Genomic DNA, 17656 nt, shown 5'->3' with positions numbered 1-17656 from the left:
TCAACTCTTTGGTTTAGACTTTTTGCCTAACGACCGAGTTTTGGTTGTGAATGGAATGGCGACCGATATCAAGCGTTTCTGGTTTCGTGCCCATGAAGAGTGGCTGGGAGAAACGCGACGATGCGCGGTTGCCCGAATCGAAGCCAAATACCTTGAATGAATTATCCAACGGGGCGCTTGCGGAACTCCGAGCGTCACCGCGTGACCGGACCGTCCGTCGGGGTTCGGGCCTTTTTACGATGTATGGTGTGACCGAGTGTCCCGCCCAGGGTTTGTGAGTGCGCTACCTCTACCGGGTGTCAAGTATCGCTCTCGACGAGTGGAATCATGGGGAACAGGTTTCTGAGAAACGGCCAGGTGATTTGTTGAGTTGATCGGGCAGGGTTGATTTCGTGGGGGCTGATCCCTGCTCTACGCGTTTCCAAAAGGTGGAGGTTTCTGTGGATGTGATTGCCGTAGTCGGCGCCCGTCTCAATTCCAATCGACTGCCCCGAAAGCACTTGCTCGATCTTTCCGGAAAGCCTTTGATCGCACGCATTTTCGACAGGCTCGATCGAGTTCCCGAACTGCGCGAATGCATTTTGGCGACGACCGCCGACAGCTACAACCGGCCTTTGGTCGATTGGGCCGAAGCACAGGGTCGGCGCGCCTTCGCCTACGAGGGCGATGTCAACGACCTCGTGGGACGCATCGATTACATCGTGTCCCGCGAACGGCCCAAAATGGTGCTCTATATCTGTGGGGATTCGCCCCTGATCGAACCGACCACCATTTCGCGCATGATTCGCGCCTTGGCGCGCGGGGCGGATCGCGTGGCGTTTCCGACCCGGGACGGTGTGCCGGTCGTGCACGAAGGCATCGACCTCTTTCCCTTCATCGTCTGGAATCGATTGGTTTTGGAAGCCGAACAGCCCTTCGAGCGCGAGCACGTGGGCCAAAGCCTGGTTCATTTTGCCAAGGATTTGAATCACGTTCCCCTGGAGGACGATCCCGTGTTTTACCGACCCAAGTTGCGGTTGTCGGTGGACACCCCTTCCGATTACCAGTTCATGAGCGAGTTGTACCGCCGTTGGTACGCCGTTCACGACGCCGACTCGATCGTCGACTTGGCCTGGGTGCTCGACGAAGTGGATCGCGATCCCGCCCTGCGCGGAATCAATGCCCAGGTTCGGCAAAAAACAGCGCAGGAATCCTCGACCTCGGTACAAATCGTGACCGCCACCGGTCCCGGAACCGGCATGGGTCATTTGAGCCGGGCGATTTCCGTCGCCTCCGGTCTCCAGGATGCGGCCAGTGCCGGTGTCAAGTTGCTGATCCAAGGCCCCAGCTTCGAGAAAGCCGAGTTGGATCTGTTGCCCCACGTTTTCGTGGAATTCGAAGAAATGTTCGAGACCATCGAGCGAGATTTGGCGCAGCGCTCGGTTCAGGTCGTGATTCTCGATCTGCCCGCCCGGTACCTGGGCGAAGAATGGTTGCGGTTCATCGAAGGCCTGCGCGGCAAGGGAATCAAGGTCGTGTCCCTCGATTTCACCGTCACCGATTCGGAGCGCGTCGATCTTCAGTGGGTACCTTCGTTTTTCCTGCGCGAAAGCGATATGGAGTCCGCCAATCTGGTATTCGGCTGGGAATGTTTCCTCCTGGGTTCACGCAGGATGACGCGCACCTGGAAACCCGGCTCCGAATTGCTGGTGCTGACGGGCGGCAGCGACGTCCACGGCTTCGGCGATGTGCTTCCCGGCCAGTTGGATGAAGACCTTCCCGCCCATTTCAAGGTTCACTGGGTTCGGGGTCCCTTTGCCCGCGAGCCGAAATTGCCGTCCGAGCCGCGCCTCGAATGGACCGTGCACGAGAACCCCAAAGATCTCTCGAGCCTCATCACCCGCTGCCATTTCGGATTCGCGCTCTACGGTGTCAGCCTGTTCGAATGTCTGCATCACGGACTACCGACCGTTACCCTGGCACCTGGCCGGAGTGACGAGGATCGGGAGCTCAAAGCATTGCAACAAGCCGATTTGGCGGTGGTCGGCCATTCCCTGGCCGAGGCCGTCGACGGATTGCGCCACCTGATCTTCGATCCCCACCACGCTCGCGCCATCTCCGACGCCTCGCAGCAGCGCCTGGACGGCCAAGGCCCCACGCGACTGGCGCGCCGGATTTTGGATCTGTTACAGGAAGAATCGGTATCCAAAAATTAAAAAACCTTCCGATTTCGGAAGGTTTTTCACATGTTCAAACCGGCTATTTATTTGCCGGAAAACTCCGGCCAATGGCCCAGAAGCACGTCGAGCTTCTGGTTGAGGAAGGGTTGTAACAAATCATCACCGAGAATGGCGGCCAAAGGCTCGATCAATCGCGAGCGCATGCCTTCACTCAAGTGGTTTGAATCTTCTGCCAGCGAGACCAAACAGTCTAATACTTCATGAATCGTGATTTCTTCTGTGGCCACCTCTTCGTCGCCCACCATCAAGTGGCCCGCGGCGAGGTGTTGGCTTTTGGGTTTTCCCCAGTGCGGCAGGATGTCGTTGTCTTCGGGTCTGCCGAGAAATTCAATCGTTTGAATGGTTTGCTTAAGTGTGCGCTCGAGCGCCTCCAATTGATTGATGTACGTTTGTTCTTGTATGAATTTGGAACCGCTGAGAGATAACTTGATTCGAGTCAAAGTGGCGAGGGCCTTCGCACAACAGGACCCCCCGTCTTTCAGGACCTCTTCAAGTTTGGTCTTCCACGCTTTCACATGGGGGTTATGGAAGCCTTCCTTGATTTTTTTCAAACTGGGAATTTCTTGCACGCTTACCTTGAGACTCGTGACAAGCTCTGCTGTTTCCACGCATCCACCTCCTATTCGCAACCCGGTCGAGGGCCGAATCTGCATGGTACCACTAAATTGAAAACCAGAACCCGTACAAAACGCAAATTTTTAGCGAGCTCCACGGAGACGAGGCCTTCATTTCCAGGGGTATCGGCAACAAAGCGCCAGAACGAAAATAGTACAATTTTTGACGCCCGATTTTTTTGGATGGAGGGACGGTGCTGCCTGGGGAGTGAATAGGTATCTCTCTGATATTTAACGTGATAACCTGTCGCGTATATCCTGGAGTTGCCACGCGCTCGTCGCATGTTCAGGAGCTGATAATTTTTTCGAGTAAATCCACTTTGGCTTGGTAGGCACGCGCCAGCGACGCGTACAGCATGTGGTTTTGGGGATGGGTTTCCAGCAGGTCGCGACAACGCGCGATCGCGGCATCGATCTCCCTCAGGTCGGCTGCCAGGTGTGCTGCTTGCGCCTCGGGCATTTGGGCGATTCGCGTCTCGGCCAAACCCTCCATTTTCTTGATGGCCCGATCGAACTCCCGTTGGGTGCGATCGATTTCGGCGCGAATCTCCGTCCATTGGCCCGTCGTTCGCTCGCCGGGAAGCGTCTTTTGGGTGGATGGCGCGGCGTCGAACCACAACCAGACACCGAACCCGATCACCAGCGCAGCCGCGACGGCCAGCACCAAGCCGCGGATGGGGGATCTGCGGCCGAATCGGGTGCGCGCTTCCCGCTCCAAGTTGGCGAGCGTCGCTTCGGAGGGTTGCGGCGCGCTGGGGATCGGCTCCTCCCCCAGCAAGCTTTGGAGTCGATGCAGATCCTCGTGGAGGTGACGTGCCTCCGCCGATGTGGCCAGAACGCGTTCCAGCTCCGCCGCTTCTTCTCGATTCAATTCCGAGTCGATGTCCCGCGAAATCAAGCTCTCCAGTTCTTCCGGGGTCATGGTCGGCCTCCTTTGGCCCGTGCTGCCGGGGCGCATCCTCGAGCGGACGATGGGGGATGGCTGGGCTTCCGTCGCAGCAACGGTTCCAGCTTCTTGCGGAGCGCCATGCGGGCTCGCGTCAATTGGGATCGCGATGTGCCGGCGCTGATGTCCAGAAGTTCGGCGATGTCGTCGTGCTTGAGTCCCTCCTGATCGTGGAGGATGAGCACGGTGCGGAGCCCCGTCGGCAACTGTTCGATGGCGCGCGCCAGAGCGGCCTTCATCAAGGGGTCTTCTTCGTGGTGATGACCCTGCAAGCTCTCATCCAACGCAATGGTGTTCGCGTGGCGCCGGACCCGCGTCTGGTGGTTGAGCATGTGGTTGGTGGTCAAACGGTAGAGCCAACTGGAAAAGGCGGAATCGCCGCGAAAGCCGTCCAATTTGCCCAACACCTTCATAAAGACTTCCTGCAATTGTTCCTCGGCTTCCGCGACATCGCGGGTGAAGCGATAGCAGAGCCGAAACACCATTTTGTAATGGGCCTGGTACAACAAGCGAAAGAAATGGGTATTCCCTTTCTTGATCTGTTCGATCCAAAACGATTCATCGGCCAAGGGCTCCTCCCTTGTCGCGATGGGACAGTGCCCAAACCGAAAACGCTGCAATAAAAATCGGTCGGGCGGACATGGCTCGCCCCCGAGACCCGACCGACGCATGTCGTCGCCTCTACGGGAAAGAATCGTCTAATACCTTATCACTTCTCGAATGTCGGAACGCCTCCTCCCACGCCATCGAAGAATGCCCGCGCGCGGTACCCGCATGTCGCGAGGCCCTTCGGGCAGGGTCGTCGAGCCTGCTCGAACGCCGCGCTTGCAGGCCTATAACCTGGCTCCCAGGTAATCGACCAATTCGTCGACCGAACGCAGCCGGCCGTAGTCTTTCTCGGGAATGTCCACGTTCAGCGATTCGTGCAGGCTCAACAACAGGTTGCGGAAGTCCATCGAATCGAAATCGATCTGTTCCTGTATGGGTTCGTCCGGTTCCAGGTCCTCGGGATCGACTTCCGGGGCGATGTCGGTCAGGGCGGAAAAAACGAGTCGTTCGATATCTTTCGCGTTCATGGGATCCTCGCCAGTTTTTCGGGTTTTTGCAAAAGGCTTTTGATTTTGTTGAGAAACATGGCGCCACGGCGGCCGTCGGTGACGCGGTGATCGGCCGAGAGCCCGGCATACACGCAGGGCAGCGCCCGCAGTTCACCGTCCTGGACCAAGGGCCGAACGGCGATGTTCCCAAAACTCACCAGGGCGACCTGGGGCGGATAGATCACACCGAAAACGGTATCCACGCCCTGGTCGCCGAGGTTGGTGATCGTGATGGTGGGATCGGCGAATTCGGCGCGTTTGAGACCGCCGCCGCGGGAGCGGGCCACCAGGTCGGTCAGGGCCTGGTTGAGACGCTCGAGCGAAAGCCGGTTCGCATCGTGGATCGCCGGTGCCACCAGGCCGCCGGTGCGCAGGGAAACGGCCACGCCCACATGGATTCCCGAGCCTTGCCGGAAGCCGTCGTCCACATAGAAGCCGTTCATTTCGGGGAACTTCTCCAAAGCCAGGGCGACGGCCTTGATCAGCAGGGTCGGCATCACGATGCGTTGCGCCATGGGTAGGGTCGCATTGGTGGATTCCAGCCAGATCGTGGCGTGCTGCAGGGAGATCTGGGTGCCGAGGTAGTAGTGCGGAATGTCCCGATTGGCGCGGCTCATGGTTGCCGCGATGGCTTGGCGCATCTCGCTGGGCGTGTCGGAGGCCCGGGGCTCGCCCGCCTGTTCCACGTCGGCCAGGGTGATGGCCCCACCTGGACCGCTGCCTTTCAGGCCGGTGAGGTCGATGCCGCGTTCGCCGGCCAGTTTGCGGGCCGCTGGTGAGACGCGGGCCCGCCCGGGTTTTCCGGTGGGTTGGGATTGGGTTTGGATGGTGGGTGCTGCGTCCGCGTCAGCGGTCTGGGAAACCGTAGGTTCCGGGGCCGGTGGTTCGTCGGCTTGGACCGAGGCCGTCGCCGTCGCGGTGGATGCCGGCTGTTCCGCCGGGAGTTCCTCGGCGGCTTCGTCCTCGGCCGAGAACAGCGCGATCGGCGTACCGACCGCGACGGTCTCGCCCGGCTCCACCAGCAGCTTGCGGACGATTCCCGCCGACCAGGCCTCGATTTCCAGAGCGCTCTTCTGGGTGTCCACCTCGGCGATGGCTTCCCCTTTTTCCACGCTGTCGCCCACTTCGACCAGCCAGTCGATCAGCGTGCCTTCTTCCATGTCGGCCCCCAGCGAGGGCATTGTGACTTCAAACATGACGACCCATGACCTCCCTTACCGCGGCAAGGATCTGGGGAACCTGGGGAACCGCGGCATCCTCCAGGTGTTTGGGATAGGGAATCGGGACCTCGGCGCCGCAAACCCGCTGAATGGGCGCGTCCAAATCGTAGAAGGCCCGTTCCGCGATCTGCATGCCGATTTCCGCGGAAAGGCTGCCGCTGCGCCACGCTTCTTCCACGATTACCGCCCGGTTGGTTTTCACCACCGAATCGAGAATCGTGCGGGTGTCGAGCGGACGCAGGACACGCAGGTCGATGACTTCGGCCTGAATCCCTTCCTGGCTCAGTTGTTCGGCGGCATCCAGGGCTTTCCACAGACAGCCGCCATAGGTGATCAGGGAAACGTCGCCGCCTTCGCGACGTATGGCGGCCTTCTCGATGTCGACCGGCCGCTGCCAGTCCTCGGGTGAATCGTATCGCTCCTTGTGGTTGTAGAGCATCACGTGCTCGAAGATCAGGACCGGGTCCGGGTCGGCGAGGGCCGCACCCAGCATGCCGTACCCGTCGGTGACGGTGGCCGGCGTCAGGATCTTGATGCCCGGGATGTGGGCCAGCCAGCCCTCCAGGCTGTGCGAGTGCTGGGCCGCGAGCTGGCGGCCCGCACCGGTCGCCATGCGAATCACCAGGGGTACGCTGAAATTACCGCCGGACATGTGACGCATGGTGGCCGCCGTGTTGACGATCTGATCCAGGGCCAGCAGGCAGAAATTCACGGTCATCACTTCGACGATCGGCCGCATGCCGCCCATGGCCGCGCCGATGCCCGCGCCCACGAAGCCGGATTCCGACAGGGGCGTATCGCGAATGCGTGCCTCCCCGAATTCTTCCAGAAACCCCATGGTGACGGCGTAGGTACCTCCGTAGCGACCCACGTCCTCACCCATGATGAAGACGCGATCGTCGCTTCGCAGGGCCTCGGCGAGACCGGCCTTGATCGCTTCTCGATAGGTGACGGTGGTTTGGTTCATGATCCCACCTCCGTGTACACGTTCGTGGTGAGGCGTTCCAGCGGCTCCCAGGATCCGCGTTCGGCGAAGTCGACCGCTTCGGCGATCTCGGCCGCGATCTTGTCCCTGAGGATTCGGTCCTCGCGATCGTCCAGATAGCCCTGTTCGCGAAGTCGTTCGCCGAACGAGGCGATCGGATCGTGTTTCTTCCAGCCTTCGACCTCGGCCTTGTCGCGATAGAGTTCCGGATCGAACATGGAATGGGGGCGAAAACGGTAGGTATTCAACTCCAGGAACATCGGCTTGCCCTGGCCGCGTACATAGCCCACCGCCTCGACCGAGGCCTGGTACACGGCCGCCACGTCCATGCCGTCCACGCGCATGACGTTCACGTTATAGGAGGCGGCCTTGGCGCACAGATCCGTCTGGGATTCGGAGCGTTCCAGGGCGGTACCCATCGCGTAGCGATTGTTTTCGCAGCAGAACAGCACCGGGACCTGCCACAGGGCGGCCAGGTTCATGGACTCGTGGAATTCGCCCTCCGCGATCGCACCTTCCCCGAAGAAACAGGCCGTGACCGCGTTGCCGCCGCGCATGCGTTCGGCCAGTCCGAGGCCCACCGCCACGGGCAGGTGACCGCCGACGATGGCGTGCCCGCCGAAGAACCGTTTCTCCGCGCTGAACAGGTGCATGGAGCCGCCTCGTCCGCCGCTGCAACCCTCCTGCTTGCCGTACATTTCCGCCATGATCGAGGCGGCGGAAATCCCTTTGACCAGTGCGTGACCGTGCTCGCGGTAGGTGGCCACCACGCCGTCGCGGGGCTCGAGTGCGGCCACGATTCCGGTCGCGACGGCCTCCTCACCGATGTAGAGATGCAGGAAGCCGCGGATTTTTTGGCGGGTGTACAATTCCGCCGCCTTTTCTTCGAAGAAGCGGATCAACAACATGTTCTCGTACAGGGCGAGTGATTTTTCCCGATCGAAGGGAATGGTGGTGGCAATCATGATTCAGCCTCCAGGGTGGACGTATCTCCCTCGGGTAGGCCCAACTCGCGCGCCTTCAACAAACGGCGCATGATCTTGCCGCTACGGGTTTTGGGCAGTTGGGCGAGAATGTCGATGTCCCTGGGGGCCACGGCCGCGCCCAGGCGTTTACGGGCGTGACCCCGTAGCGATTTGCGTAGGTCGTCGTCGATGACGATTCCCGGATTGAGGGCCACGAAGGCCTTGACCCGTTCACCGGCGACCTCGTCGGGTAGGCCGATGACGGCGGCTTCCGCCACCGCCGGGTGCTCGATCAGAACGCTCTCCACCTCGAAGGGGCCGATGAGATGGCCCGCGGATTTGATCACGTCGTCCCCGCGACCCACGAACCAGAAATAGCCGTCGGCGTCGCGTTTGGCCAAATCACCGGAAAGGTACCAGCCGTCGGCGAAGCAGGCGGCATAGCGTTCGGGTTGGTTCAGGTAGTCGCGAAACATCGAAGGCCACCCGGTGCGAATCGCCAGCTCGCCCTCGACCTCGGGTTCCTCGATCGGAACGATGCGTCCGCCTTCGCGACGAACCACGGCGGCCTCGATTGCGGGCAGCGGTTTGCCCATGGAGCCGGGTTTCACGTCCATGGCCGCGGTGTTGGCGATCATGATGCCGCCCGTTTCGGTTTGCCACCAGTTGTCGTGGATCGGCAGCCCCAGGTGGGCCGTGCCCCAATGGACCGCTTCCGGATTGAGCGGCTCGCCGACCGAAGCGATGAAGCGCAGGTGGGGAAAGGTGTATTCGCGGGCTTTTTCGGCCCCGGCCTTCATCAACATGCGAATGGCCGTGGGTGCGGTGTACCACACGCTGACCTGTTCGTCGTGGAGGATTCGGTACCAGCGATCGGCGTCGAATTCCGCCACGTCGACCACGCTGGTCACACCGTTGAGGAAGGGGCTGATGATGCCGTAGGTGGTGCCGGTGACCCAACCGGGGTCGGCGGTACACCAGAAAATGTCCCGGGGATGCAGGTCGAGGGCGTATTTACCGGTCACGTAGTGGTGCAACGCCGCGTCATGGACGTGCACCGCTCCCTTGGGCGTACCGGTGGTGCCGCTGGTGAAATGAAGCAAGGCCATGGTTTCGGGTGGGGTGGGACCGATCTCGTAGTCGTCGCTGGCCTCGTTCACCAGCGACGCGAAATCCAGGGTGCCCGGGATTTCGGCGGATTGGTGGCCCCGTCCCACCAGGATGACGTGCTGGAGATCCGGCAGTCGCTTGCGAATGGCGGCCACCTTGGTTTTGTAGAGGCGCGGGGTGGTCAGCAGCACGGTTCCCTGTCCCAGGGCCATGCGGGCCTGAATCGGTTCGGGCCCGAAGGCGGAAAAGAGCGGGGAGAACACGCAGCGCGCCTTGAGGATCCCGAAGGTGGCGATGTAGAGCTCGGGCAGGCGCGGCATGAGCGCGAATACCCGCTCACCGGGTGTGACGCCGAGTCCCTTCAGTACGTTGGCGAAACGGTTGGACCAGGCACGCAGCATTCGATAGGTGTAGACCTCTTCCTCGCCGTGCAGACCCAACCATCGCAGGGCATCCGTTTCGGCAAGGGGGCCCGCCGCGTGGCGATCGATCGCCTCGAAGGCGATGTTCAGGCCCTTGCCGTCCGGGAGCCCCTGGAAATCGCGCGCAGCCCGGTCGTATCGAAACGATGCGGCCTCGGCAGCGGTCAGGTTAGGACTGGGGTCCGATGCCCGAGGCCTTTTTTCAATGATGGCAGTCCTCACGGCTACCCCCTTGAATGATGTGGAACTGATGAATCGGTGTTCTCCGAAAAGGCAATTGATATGCCAGGCCGTTGGCGACCCGACCGCCGATTTCCCCGGCCGGCCAAGGGGGAAAAAGTGGGGTTTGGGCCTCGCATCGCCGCGTTCGGGATCGACTCCGGCGTTCGACCGCTTGGGGAAAATTCCCCAAGTTGCGGAATTTTCACACATCGCTCGAGCGGCCTTTCAACGGGCCGGGCTGCAGGCGAACACCCGGCGGGGGGCTGGACCTAAACGACCGTCCCAGTGCGGTTCAGAGTGCGTCCCAATCGCATTTTAAAGTTATCTATCAGCTTGATTCTGGTGTGCTTGGCTTCTGTTACCGCGATGGGGGTGCGGAATATTACGTGGCGGTCGCTTTTCCCGGATCCTGGGGGCCGCTGGCAGCGGTGTTGCAATTTCATCGTTCAAATCCATCCTTTCGAGGAGCTGCGAAGATGAACGCACCGGAAGACCTGGTTCTCGGCTTTCACCAGATTCGGATCGACGACCTACCGCGCGTCGGCGGCAAGAACGCATCTCTCGGCGAAATGTTTTGCGCCCTTCGCGACAAGGGCATCGCCGTGCCCGAGGGTTTTGCCGTAACCGCCCACGCCTATCGACGTTTCATCATCGAAAACGACCTCCAAGACACGTTGCAGGCCATCCTCGCGGGCCTGGAACCCGAAAACCTGGCCGACCTGAAACGAAAGGGTCGCCAACTGCGCGAAGCCATCATGGCAGGCCGCTTTTCCGATGCGCTCAATCGGGCGATACTCGATGCCTACCGCGACCTGTGCGGCGAAAACGGGTTCGTGGACGTGGCCGTGCGCAGCAGCGCCACCGCCGAGGACCTGCCCACCGCCAGTTTCGCGGGCCAACAGGAAACCTACCTGAATGTCGTGGGTGAGGCCGCGCTGCTCGATGCCTGTAAGCGCTGTTTCGCCTCACTGTTCACCGATCGCGCGATTTCGTATCGTCACGAGCAGGGCTTCGACAGCCAGGACGTGGCGCTCTCGATCGGCGTCCAACGCATGGTTCGTTCGGACAAGGCCTCATCGGGGGTCATGTTCACCCTGGATCCCGAAAGTGGGTTCCGCGACCTGGTGGTCATCAACGGCGCTTGGGGACTCGGCGAAAACGTGGTGCAGGGTGCGGTGACGCCGGACGAGTTCCAGGTCTTCAAGCCGACGCTTCTGGGTGGGTTCCGCCCCATTTTGCGCAAGAAACTCGGCAGGAAGGAGCTCGAGCTGGTCTACGCGGAGGGCGGCGCCAAGATGGTGCGCCAGCACAGGGTATCTTCCGCCAAGCGGGCGACGTGGTGCCTCGCGGACGACGAGATCCTGCAATTGGCTCGCTGGGGTTGCCTCATCGAGGAACACTACTCCGCCAAACACGGCCATCCGACGCCGATGGATATCGAATGGGCCAAAGACGGCCTCACCGGTCAGCTCTACGTCGTTCAGGCGCGCCCGGAAACCGTGCGTTCCCAAGGCTCCCAACGGTATTCGGTGCGCTACGCGCTGAAAGAGCCCGGCGAGGTGCTGGTCAGCGGAAAGAGCGTGGGCGAGTGGATCGGTGCCGGCAAGGCCCATGTCATTCGCTCCGTGGCCGATTTGGATCTGCTTCAGCCCGGTGAGGTGCTGGTCACGGAAAAAACCGACCCGGATTGGGAACCGGCCCTCAAAAGGGCCGCGGCGGTGGTCACCGATCGCGGTGGGCGCACCTGTCACGCGGCGATCGTCAGTCGCGAGCTGGGGATCCCGGCGATCGTGGGTACGGGCAACGGAACCGGCATTCTCGCGACCGGGCAGGAAGTCACGGTCAGTTGCGCCGAGGGCGAGGTGGGCCACGTCTATCGCGGCCTGCTGGACATCGAGGCGACCCGCATTCGGGAAGAGGACATCCCGAAACTGCAAACCAAGGTGATGATGAACCTGGCCGATCCGGACAAGGCCTTTTCCTGGTCCTTCCTACCCAATGACGGCGTCGGTCTGGCGCGCATCGAATTCATCATCAACAACCAGGTTCACATCCACCCGATGGCGTTGGTGGGTTTCGATCGGATCCAAGATCTCAAGCTGCGCCGGCGCATCGAACGACTCACCAACGGTTATGCGGACAAGCGCGACTACTTCATCGATCGCCTGGCTCAAGGGATGGGCTCGATTGCGGCCGCCTTCTTTCCCAAGGAAGTGATCGTGCGCCTGAGCGATTTCAAAACCAACGAGTACGCACACCTGATCGGTGGTGAGCTGTTCGAGCCCGAAGAGGAAAATCCGATGTTGGGCTGGCGCGGTGCCTCGCGCTATTACGATCCGCGCTACCGGGACGGCTTCGGCCTGGAATGTCGGGCGGTCAAGAGGGTTCGCGAGGACATGGGCCTGAACAACCTCAAGGTGATGATTCCGTTTTGCCGCACCGTGGAAGAAGGCGAGAAGGTGCTCGCGGAAATGGCGAAACACGGCTTGAGCCGCGGCCATAACGGGTTGGAAGTCTACGTGATGTGCGAGATCCCCAGCAACGTCCTGATGGCCGAGGAATTCGCGCGCATCTTCGACGGCTTTTCGATCGGCTCCAACGACCTGACCCAACTGGCGCTGGGCGTGGATCGCGATTCCGGCACGGTGGCCCACATCTTCGACGAACGCGATCCCGCCGTGAAGCGCATGATATGCGAAGTCATCGCGAAAGCCAAAGCCGCCGGTCGCAAGATCGGGATCTGCGGCCAGGCACCCAGTGACTATCCCGATTTCGCAAAATTCCTGGTGGATGTGGGCATCGACAGCATCTCCCTCAATCCCGACGCCGTCCTGAAAACCCTGCCGGTGATCGCCGAGGCCGAACGCGACACCGGCTTCCGCTTGTAGGAGCGACCGCCATGAACGCCAGGACCATCTTTCGCTTCGATGCCTCCCGGCTCGGTGATCTCTTGGACGGAATCGCCGAGCGGGGTTACCGACTACTCGGGCCGGTGGCGCGCGAGGGTGCGGTGGTGTACGACGAGCTCGGCGGCGCGGACGATCTGCCGCGCGGCTGGCGCGATCACCAGGACCCGGGCCGCTATCGCCTGGAACGGTCGGACCGGAATCTCTTTTTCGAGTTCAACATGGGTCCCCACGGATGGAAGAAATATCTCCTGCCGGCGGAAGAGCCGCTGTGGCGGGCCCTTTGGCGAGGCGAGGAGATGCTGTTCGAGGAAACGAACGTCGACGACGGCAAACGGGCCTTCATCGGTGTTCGCGCCTGCGAGCTGGCCGCCCTGGCCATGCTGGATCGCGTCTTCGGCGAGGGCGATTTCCGCGACGACCGCTATCTGGCGCGGCGAGCGAACCTGTTCATCGTCGCCGTGAACTGCACCCGTGCCGGCAGGACCTGCTTTTGCACCTCGATGGATACCGGACCCGAGGCGCGTTCCGGCTTCGACCTGGTCCTGACGGAAGTGGCACACGGCGGTGCCCACTTTTTTCAGGTTGCCGCCGGTACGACTCGCGGCGACGCCTTGCTCGATGCCTTGGCTTTCGAGGAGGCATCGCCCGCGGATCGGAACCTGGCCAAGCGACTTCTCGACGAGGCGGCCCGCTCGATGGGTCGCCACCTGAACACCGGCGGCCTGCCGGAGCGCCTGGCCGGTTCCGGCGAGCATCCCCATTGGCAGCGAATTGCCGCACGCTGCCTGGCCTGTGCCAACTGCACCATGGTCTGTCCCACCTGTTTCTGCAACACCGTCGTGGATCGACCCGCGCTCGACGGTCGATCCGCCGAGCGTATCCGCTGCTGGGATTCCTGCTTCAGCGCCGATTTTTCCTACCTGCACGGGGGCTCCATCCGCCAGTCGACGGGATCCCGTTACCGCCAATGGATGACCCACAAGCTTTCTTCCTGGGTGGACCAATTCGGCGCCTCGGGTTGCGTGGGCTGCGGCCGTTGCATCGCCTGGTGCCCGGTCGGCATCGACATCACGGAAGAAGCCGAGCGTATCGGGGAGGAATTGTCATGAAATACCACGAGATCAAGGATTTGCTGCGCCAATGCCATGGCTTCGCGACGCTGTGCGAAGAGGACCTGGACCTGATGGCGAAATGCGGTGTGAACGCCGTTTTTCGCGAGGGTCAACTACTGGCCCAGGAGGGCCACCCCGCCGATCTCTTCTACTTGATTCGCAACGGCAAGGTCGCGATCGAAACCCATGTACCCCATCGCGGGACGGTCACGCTGCAGTCGTTGGGCACGGGCGAGGTCGTGGGTTGGTCGTGGCTGTTCCCGCCCTACCTGTGGATGTTCGACGTTCGGGCCCTGGAGGATACGCGCGTCATCTCACTGGACGGCAAATGCCTGCGCGAAAAGTGCGAGGCCAACCACAGCCTCGGTTTCCGCCTGATGAAAACCTTCATGGGAACGCTGGTGGCGCGTGTTCACGATGCCAGATTGCAGGTTCTCGACGTCTACCATTCGCCGCAGGGAGGGTGAGCCATGTCCAACGGGCACGTTCTCACGCCGGTTGCGACCGAGGTCCTGTCGGTGCGGCACGAGCTTCGCGATACCGCGACCCTGTCGTTGTTGCCGCCGCCGGGCGGTGCCCCGTTCGCGCCAGGCCAGTTCAGCATGCTGTATGTCATGGGTTTGGGTGAAATCCCCATTTCCCTCAGTGGCGATCCCGCCGAATCCGGTCTCTGGATTCACACGATTCGCGGCGTGGGCAATGTCAGCCAGGCGCTGGTGCGCGCGATTCCGGGCGATCGTATCGGAGTTCGCGGGCCCTTCGGCTCGGCCTGGCCGCTGGATCGGGCGAGAGGTCGCGATGTGCTGGTCGTCGCCGGCGGTATCGGGTTGGCTCCCCTGCGCCCGCTGATCTACCGCCTGGCGGCCGAGCCCGAAGCCTACGGCCGGATCACGGTGTTGTATGGCGCTCGCACGCCCGAAGACATCCTCTATTTCCACCAGCTCCAGGCCTGGAAGGAATCGGCGCGCTTTCACGTGCGGGTCACGGTCGATTCGGGCGCCGACGATTGGAGCGGAAACCTGGGCCCGGTCACCCACCTCATCTCACCGGTGGACTTCGATCCGGCATCGGTGGTGGTGTTCACCTGCGGTCCCGAAATCATGATGCGCTTCGTCATTCGGCTGCTGCTGGGTCTCGGCGTCGCCGGCGAGCGCATCTTCCTCTCGATGGAGCGCAACATGAAATGCGCCGTCGGTTTTTGTGGCCATTGCCAGTACGGGCCCCATTTCGTGTGCAAGGAAGGTCCCGTGTTCGGCTATGACCAGGTGGCCCACCTGCTGGCGGAAAAGGAGCGGTGAAGATGAGCGAGCCTGCCAAACGTCCATCGCTGGCGGTATGGAAATTCGCCTCCTGCGACGGTTGCCAGTTGAGCCTGCTCGACTGTGAAGACGAATTGCTGGCGGTCGCCGGCGCGGTCGACATCGCCCACTTTTTGGAAGCCTCGCGCGAGGTGAAACCGGGTCCCTACGACCTATCCCTGGTCGAAGGCAGCATCACCACCCCCCACGATGCGGAGCGCATTCGCTTCGTTCGCGCGCAATCGCGGTTCCTGGTGACCATCGGTGCCTGCGCCACCAGTGGTGGGGTTCAGGCCCTGCGCAACTTCGCGGATGTGGACGAATACCTCTCGATCGTATACGCCCATCCCGAATACATCCAAACCTTGGCTACGTCCACGCCGATCGCCGACCACGTGAAGGTCGATTTCGAACTGCGTGGTTGTCCCATCGACAAACGCCAACTGCTGGAGGTCATCACCGCCTTTCTGCACGGAGCCCGGCCCCGGCTTCCCGCCGAATCGGTCTGTATGAGCTGCAAACGGCGCGGCAACCCCTGCATCATGGTCCTTCGTGGCGAACCCTGCCTGGGACCGCTCACCCACGAGGGGTGCGGTGCCCTCTGCCCCACCTACAACCGAGCCTGTTACGGCTGTTTCGGACCGAAACCGTTCCCCAACACCGGCTCCTTCACCGATTGGTGCCTGGGGCGGGGCAGCCTCACCCGCCCCGAGGCCGTACGCCTGTTCCGCACCTTCAACGCCAACGCGCCAGCCTTCGAAACGGAGAGTCGCCGTCATGAAGACCAGAACGATCAAAGTTGACTACCTCGCACGCGTCGAGGGCGAGGGTGCCCTTCAAATCAAGATCGATGGGGATCGACTCGAAGAGCTGCACCTACGCATCTTCGAACCGCCGCGATTTTTCGAGGCCCTGCTGAGAGGTCGCGCCTTCACCGAAGCGCCGGACATCACCGCCCGCATTTGCGGCATCTGCCCGGTGGCCTACCAGATGAGCTCGATCCACGCCATGGAACGGCTGTGCGGCGTGGCGGTCGATCCGATCATGCGATCCATGCGGCGCCTGCTCTATTGCGGCGAATGGATCGAGAGCCACGCCCTCCACATCTACTGTCTGCACGCGCCTGATTTCCTGGGCTACGAGAGTGCGGTCCACCTGGCCAAGGATCATCCCGAATGGGTCAAGCGCGGCCTTGCGCTGAAGAAGGTAGGCAACTCGCTGATGGCGCTGCTGGGAGGGCGCGAAATCCACCCGATCAACGTGCGGGTCGGCGGCTTCTACCGGATGCCGTCCGCCTCCGAGCTGCGCGCGATGAAGGGTCCCCTGACCGAAGCCCTGGCGATGGCCGAGGAGACCGCGCTCTGGGTGGCCGGGCTGCCCTTTCCCGACCTCGAACGCGACTACACCTTCGTGTGCCTCTCCCATCCCGACGAGTACCCCATGAACCGCGGGCGCCTGATCTCCAATCGCGAGCTCGACCTGGACGTGGCCGATTACGAAACGCGCTTTCGCGAAGAACACCTGTCCCACAGTACCTCGCTCTACAGCCGGTTGGATGGGGAACACTACCTGGTGGGGCCGCTCGCCCGCGTCAACCTGTGTTTCGATCGGCTTTCACCGCGGGCGCGACGCATGGCCGAAAAGATCGGTTTCGCACCGACCTGCACGAATCCTTTCAAAAGCATCATCGCCCGTGCGCTCGAAGTGATTCACGTCTGCGAGGAATCGTGCGCCATCATCGATGGCTACGTCCCTCCCGAAGCGCCCTATCACGTTTGCAATCCCGTGGCCGGTCAGGGGTTCGCCTGCACCGAGGCGCCCCGCGGCATCCTGTATCACCGCTACGCCGTAGACGGCGAGGGCTTGATCCAAGAGGCCAAGATCGTGCCGCCCACCTCGCAGAATCAGGGCGTGATCGAGGCGGATCTGCGCGACCTGGTGCGGCGCAACCTGGCGCTTCCCGACGATCGACTCCAATGGCTCTGCGAACAGGCCATCCGCAATTACGACCCCTGTATCTCCTGCTCGACCCACTTCCTCGACATGAAGGTGGAACGATCATGAGCGACCCATCCATCCTGATCGTCGGCCTGGGCAATGCCCTGCGCACCGATGACGGTGCCGGCATTCTGGCCGTTCGCGGCTTGGCGGAAGCCGGGCTACCCGAGCGGGTCCGCGTCGCCGAACATCGCGGCGACGGCTTGGCCCTGCTCGATCTCTGGGCCGGTTTCGACCGCGTGATCCTGTGCGACGCGGTGGCCGCCGACCTCGAACCGGGCACCGTGATCTCGATCGATCTGACCGACCAGGATCCACCCGATGCCCCGACCCCGTCCTCCACCCACGGTCTGGGCCTGAAAGAAAGCGTTGCGATGGCGAGGGCCTTGGGCCAGCTTCCGGCGCGGTGCCTTTTGGTGGGCGTGGTTCTGGCCGAACTCGCGCTCGGCGCCCACCCTTCTCCCCCGGTGCTGGCCGCGATCCAGCACGCCACGGAAACGATTCGAGCCGCCGTCACCCGGCTTTCCAAGGAGTAGCTC

The 17656-nt window shown here is 62.0% G+C and carries 16 protein-coding genes; 8 read left to right on the top strand and 8 right to left on the bottom strand.

Annotated elements, in window-relative coordinates; genetic code table 11:
* Nucleotides 1-440 precede the first annotated feature (440 nt).
* Complete coding sequence (locus J3U87_RS14435; protein WP_237383756.1) at nucleotides 441-2195, top strand: cytidylyltransferase domain-containing protein; 1755 nt, start codon at nucleotides 441-443, stop codon at nucleotides 2193-2195.
* Nucleotides 2196-2242: 47 nt separating this feature from the next.
* On the opposite strand, the gene J3U87_RS14430 is transcribed toward J3U87_RS14435, so the two are convergent.
* The 8 genes from J3U87_RS14430 to acsA form a co-directional block, all read right to left on the bottom strand.
* On the bottom strand, nucleotides 2243-2827 hold the full coding sequence (locus J3U87_RS14430; protein WP_237383755.1) for a hypothetical protein: 585 nt from the start codon (nucleotides 2825-2827) through the stop codon (nucleotides 2243-2245).
* Between the two features lie 292 nt (nucleotides 2828-3119).
* Complete coding sequence (locus J3U87_RS14425) at nucleotides 3120-3755, bottom strand: anti-sigma factor family protein (protein WP_237383754.1); 636 nt, start codon at nucleotides 3753-3755, stop codon at nucleotides 3120-3122.
* The gene (locus J3U87_RS14420) at nucleotides 3752-4348 is read right to left on the bottom strand and encodes an RNA polymerase sigma factor (protein WP_237383753.1); all 597 of its coding nucleotides are present in this window, start codon (nucleotides 4346-4348) and stop codon (nucleotides 3752-3754) included. Before J3U87_RS14420 ends, J3U87_RS14425 begins: the two co-directional genes overlap by 4 nt.
* A gap of 264 nt (nucleotides 4349-4612) precedes the next feature.
* Nucleotides 4613-4855, bottom strand: a complete 243-nt coding sequence (locus J3U87_RS14415) for an acyl carrier protein (RefSeq protein WP_237383752.1) — start codon at nucleotides 4853-4855, stop codon at nucleotides 4613-4615.
* Nucleotides 4852-6072: a dihydrolipoamide acetyltransferase family protein gene (locus J3U87_RS14410; protein WP_237383751.1), complete on the bottom strand. Its 1221-nt coding sequence runs from the start codon at nucleotides 6070-6072 to the stop codon at nucleotides 4852-4854. Before J3U87_RS14410 ends, J3U87_RS14415 begins: the two co-directional genes overlap by 4 nt.
* Complete coding sequence (locus J3U87_RS14405; RefSeq protein WP_237383750.1) at nucleotides 6065-7063, bottom strand: alpha-ketoacid dehydrogenase subunit beta; 999 nt, start codon at nucleotides 7061-7063, stop codon at nucleotides 6065-6067. The genes J3U87_RS14410 and J3U87_RS14405 overlap by 8 nt, the downstream gene beginning before the upstream one ends.
* Complete coding sequence (gene pdhA / locus J3U87_RS14400) at nucleotides 7060-8046, bottom strand: pyruvate dehydrogenase (acetyl-transferring) E1 component subunit alpha (protein WP_237383749.1); 987 nt, start codon at nucleotides 8044-8046, stop codon at nucleotides 7060-7062. The genes J3U87_RS14405 and pdhA overlap by 4 nt, the downstream gene beginning before the upstream one ends.
* The gene (gene acsA, locus J3U87_RS14395) at nucleotides 8043-9800 is read right to left on the bottom strand and encodes an acetate--CoA ligase (protein WP_237383748.1); all 1758 of its coding nucleotides are present in this window, start codon (nucleotides 9798-9800) and stop codon (nucleotides 8043-8045) included. The genes pdhA and acsA overlap by 4 nt, the downstream gene beginning before the upstream one ends.
* 476 nt (nucleotides 9801-10276) lie before the next feature.
* On the opposite strand from acsA, the gene ppsA reads away from it, so the two are divergent.
* From ppsA to J3U87_RS14360, 7 genes are read left to right on the top strand one after another with little or no spacing between them, the layout of a single operon-like run.
* The gene (gene ppsA, locus J3U87_RS14390; protein ID WP_237383747.1) at nucleotides 10277-12688 is read left to right on the top strand and encodes a phosphoenolpyruvate synthase; all 2412 of its coding nucleotides are present in this window, start codon (nucleotides 10277-10279) and stop codon (nucleotides 12686-12688) included.
* Between the two features lie 11 nt (nucleotides 12689-12699).
* A complete protein-coding gene (locus J3U87_RS14385; RefSeq protein WP_237383746.1) occupies nucleotides 12700-13818 on the top strand; it encodes a 4Fe-4S dicluster domain-containing protein in 1119 nt (372 codons plus the stop codon).
* The gene (locus J3U87_RS14380; RefSeq protein WP_237383745.1) at nucleotides 13815-14288 is read left to right on the top strand and encodes a cyclic nucleotide-binding domain-containing protein; all 474 of its coding nucleotides are present in this window, start codon (nucleotides 13815-13817) and stop codon (nucleotides 14286-14288) included. Before J3U87_RS14385 ends, J3U87_RS14380 begins: the two co-directional genes overlap by 4 nt.
* Nucleotides 14289-14291: 3 nt before the next feature.
* Nucleotides 14292-15119 carry an FAD/NAD(P)-binding protein gene (locus J3U87_RS14375; RefSeq protein ID WP_237383744.1) on the top strand — a complete coding sequence of 276 codons (828 nt, stop codon included), beginning with the start codon at nucleotides 14292-14294 and terminating at the stop codon, nucleotides 15117-15119.
* Nucleotides 15120-15121: 2 nt separating this feature from the next.
* The gene (locus J3U87_RS14370; protein ID WP_237383743.1) at nucleotides 15122-15922 is read left to right on the top strand and encodes an NADH-quinone oxidoreductase subunit B family protein; all 801 of its coding nucleotides are present in this window, start codon (nucleotides 15122-15124) and stop codon (nucleotides 15920-15922) included.
* Nucleotides 15897-17183, top strand: coding sequence for a Ni/Fe hydrogenase subunit alpha (locus J3U87_RS14365; protein ID WP_237383742.1), 1287 nt, complete (start codon nucleotides 15897-15899; stop codon nucleotides 17181-17183). The genes J3U87_RS14370 and J3U87_RS14365 overlap by 26 nt, the downstream gene beginning before the upstream one ends.
* Complete coding sequence (locus J3U87_RS14360) at nucleotides 17180-17653, top strand: hydrogenase maturation protease (protein WP_237383741.1); 474 nt, start codon at nucleotides 17180-17182, stop codon at nucleotides 17651-17653. The genes J3U87_RS14365 and J3U87_RS14360 overlap by 4 nt, the downstream gene beginning before the upstream one ends.
* Nucleotides 17654-17656: the final 3 nt, after the last annotated feature.

This window comes from Sulfidibacter corallicola (genome assembly GCF_017498545.1).
In the GTDB taxonomy this organism is placed as follows: Bacteria; Acidobacteriota; Holophagae; order Acanthopleuribacterales; family Acanthopleuribacteraceae; genus Sulfidibacter; species Sulfidibacter corallicola.
Note: the sequence above shows the minus strand (reverse complement) of the source record. Positions and strands in the feature narration are given on the sequence as shown.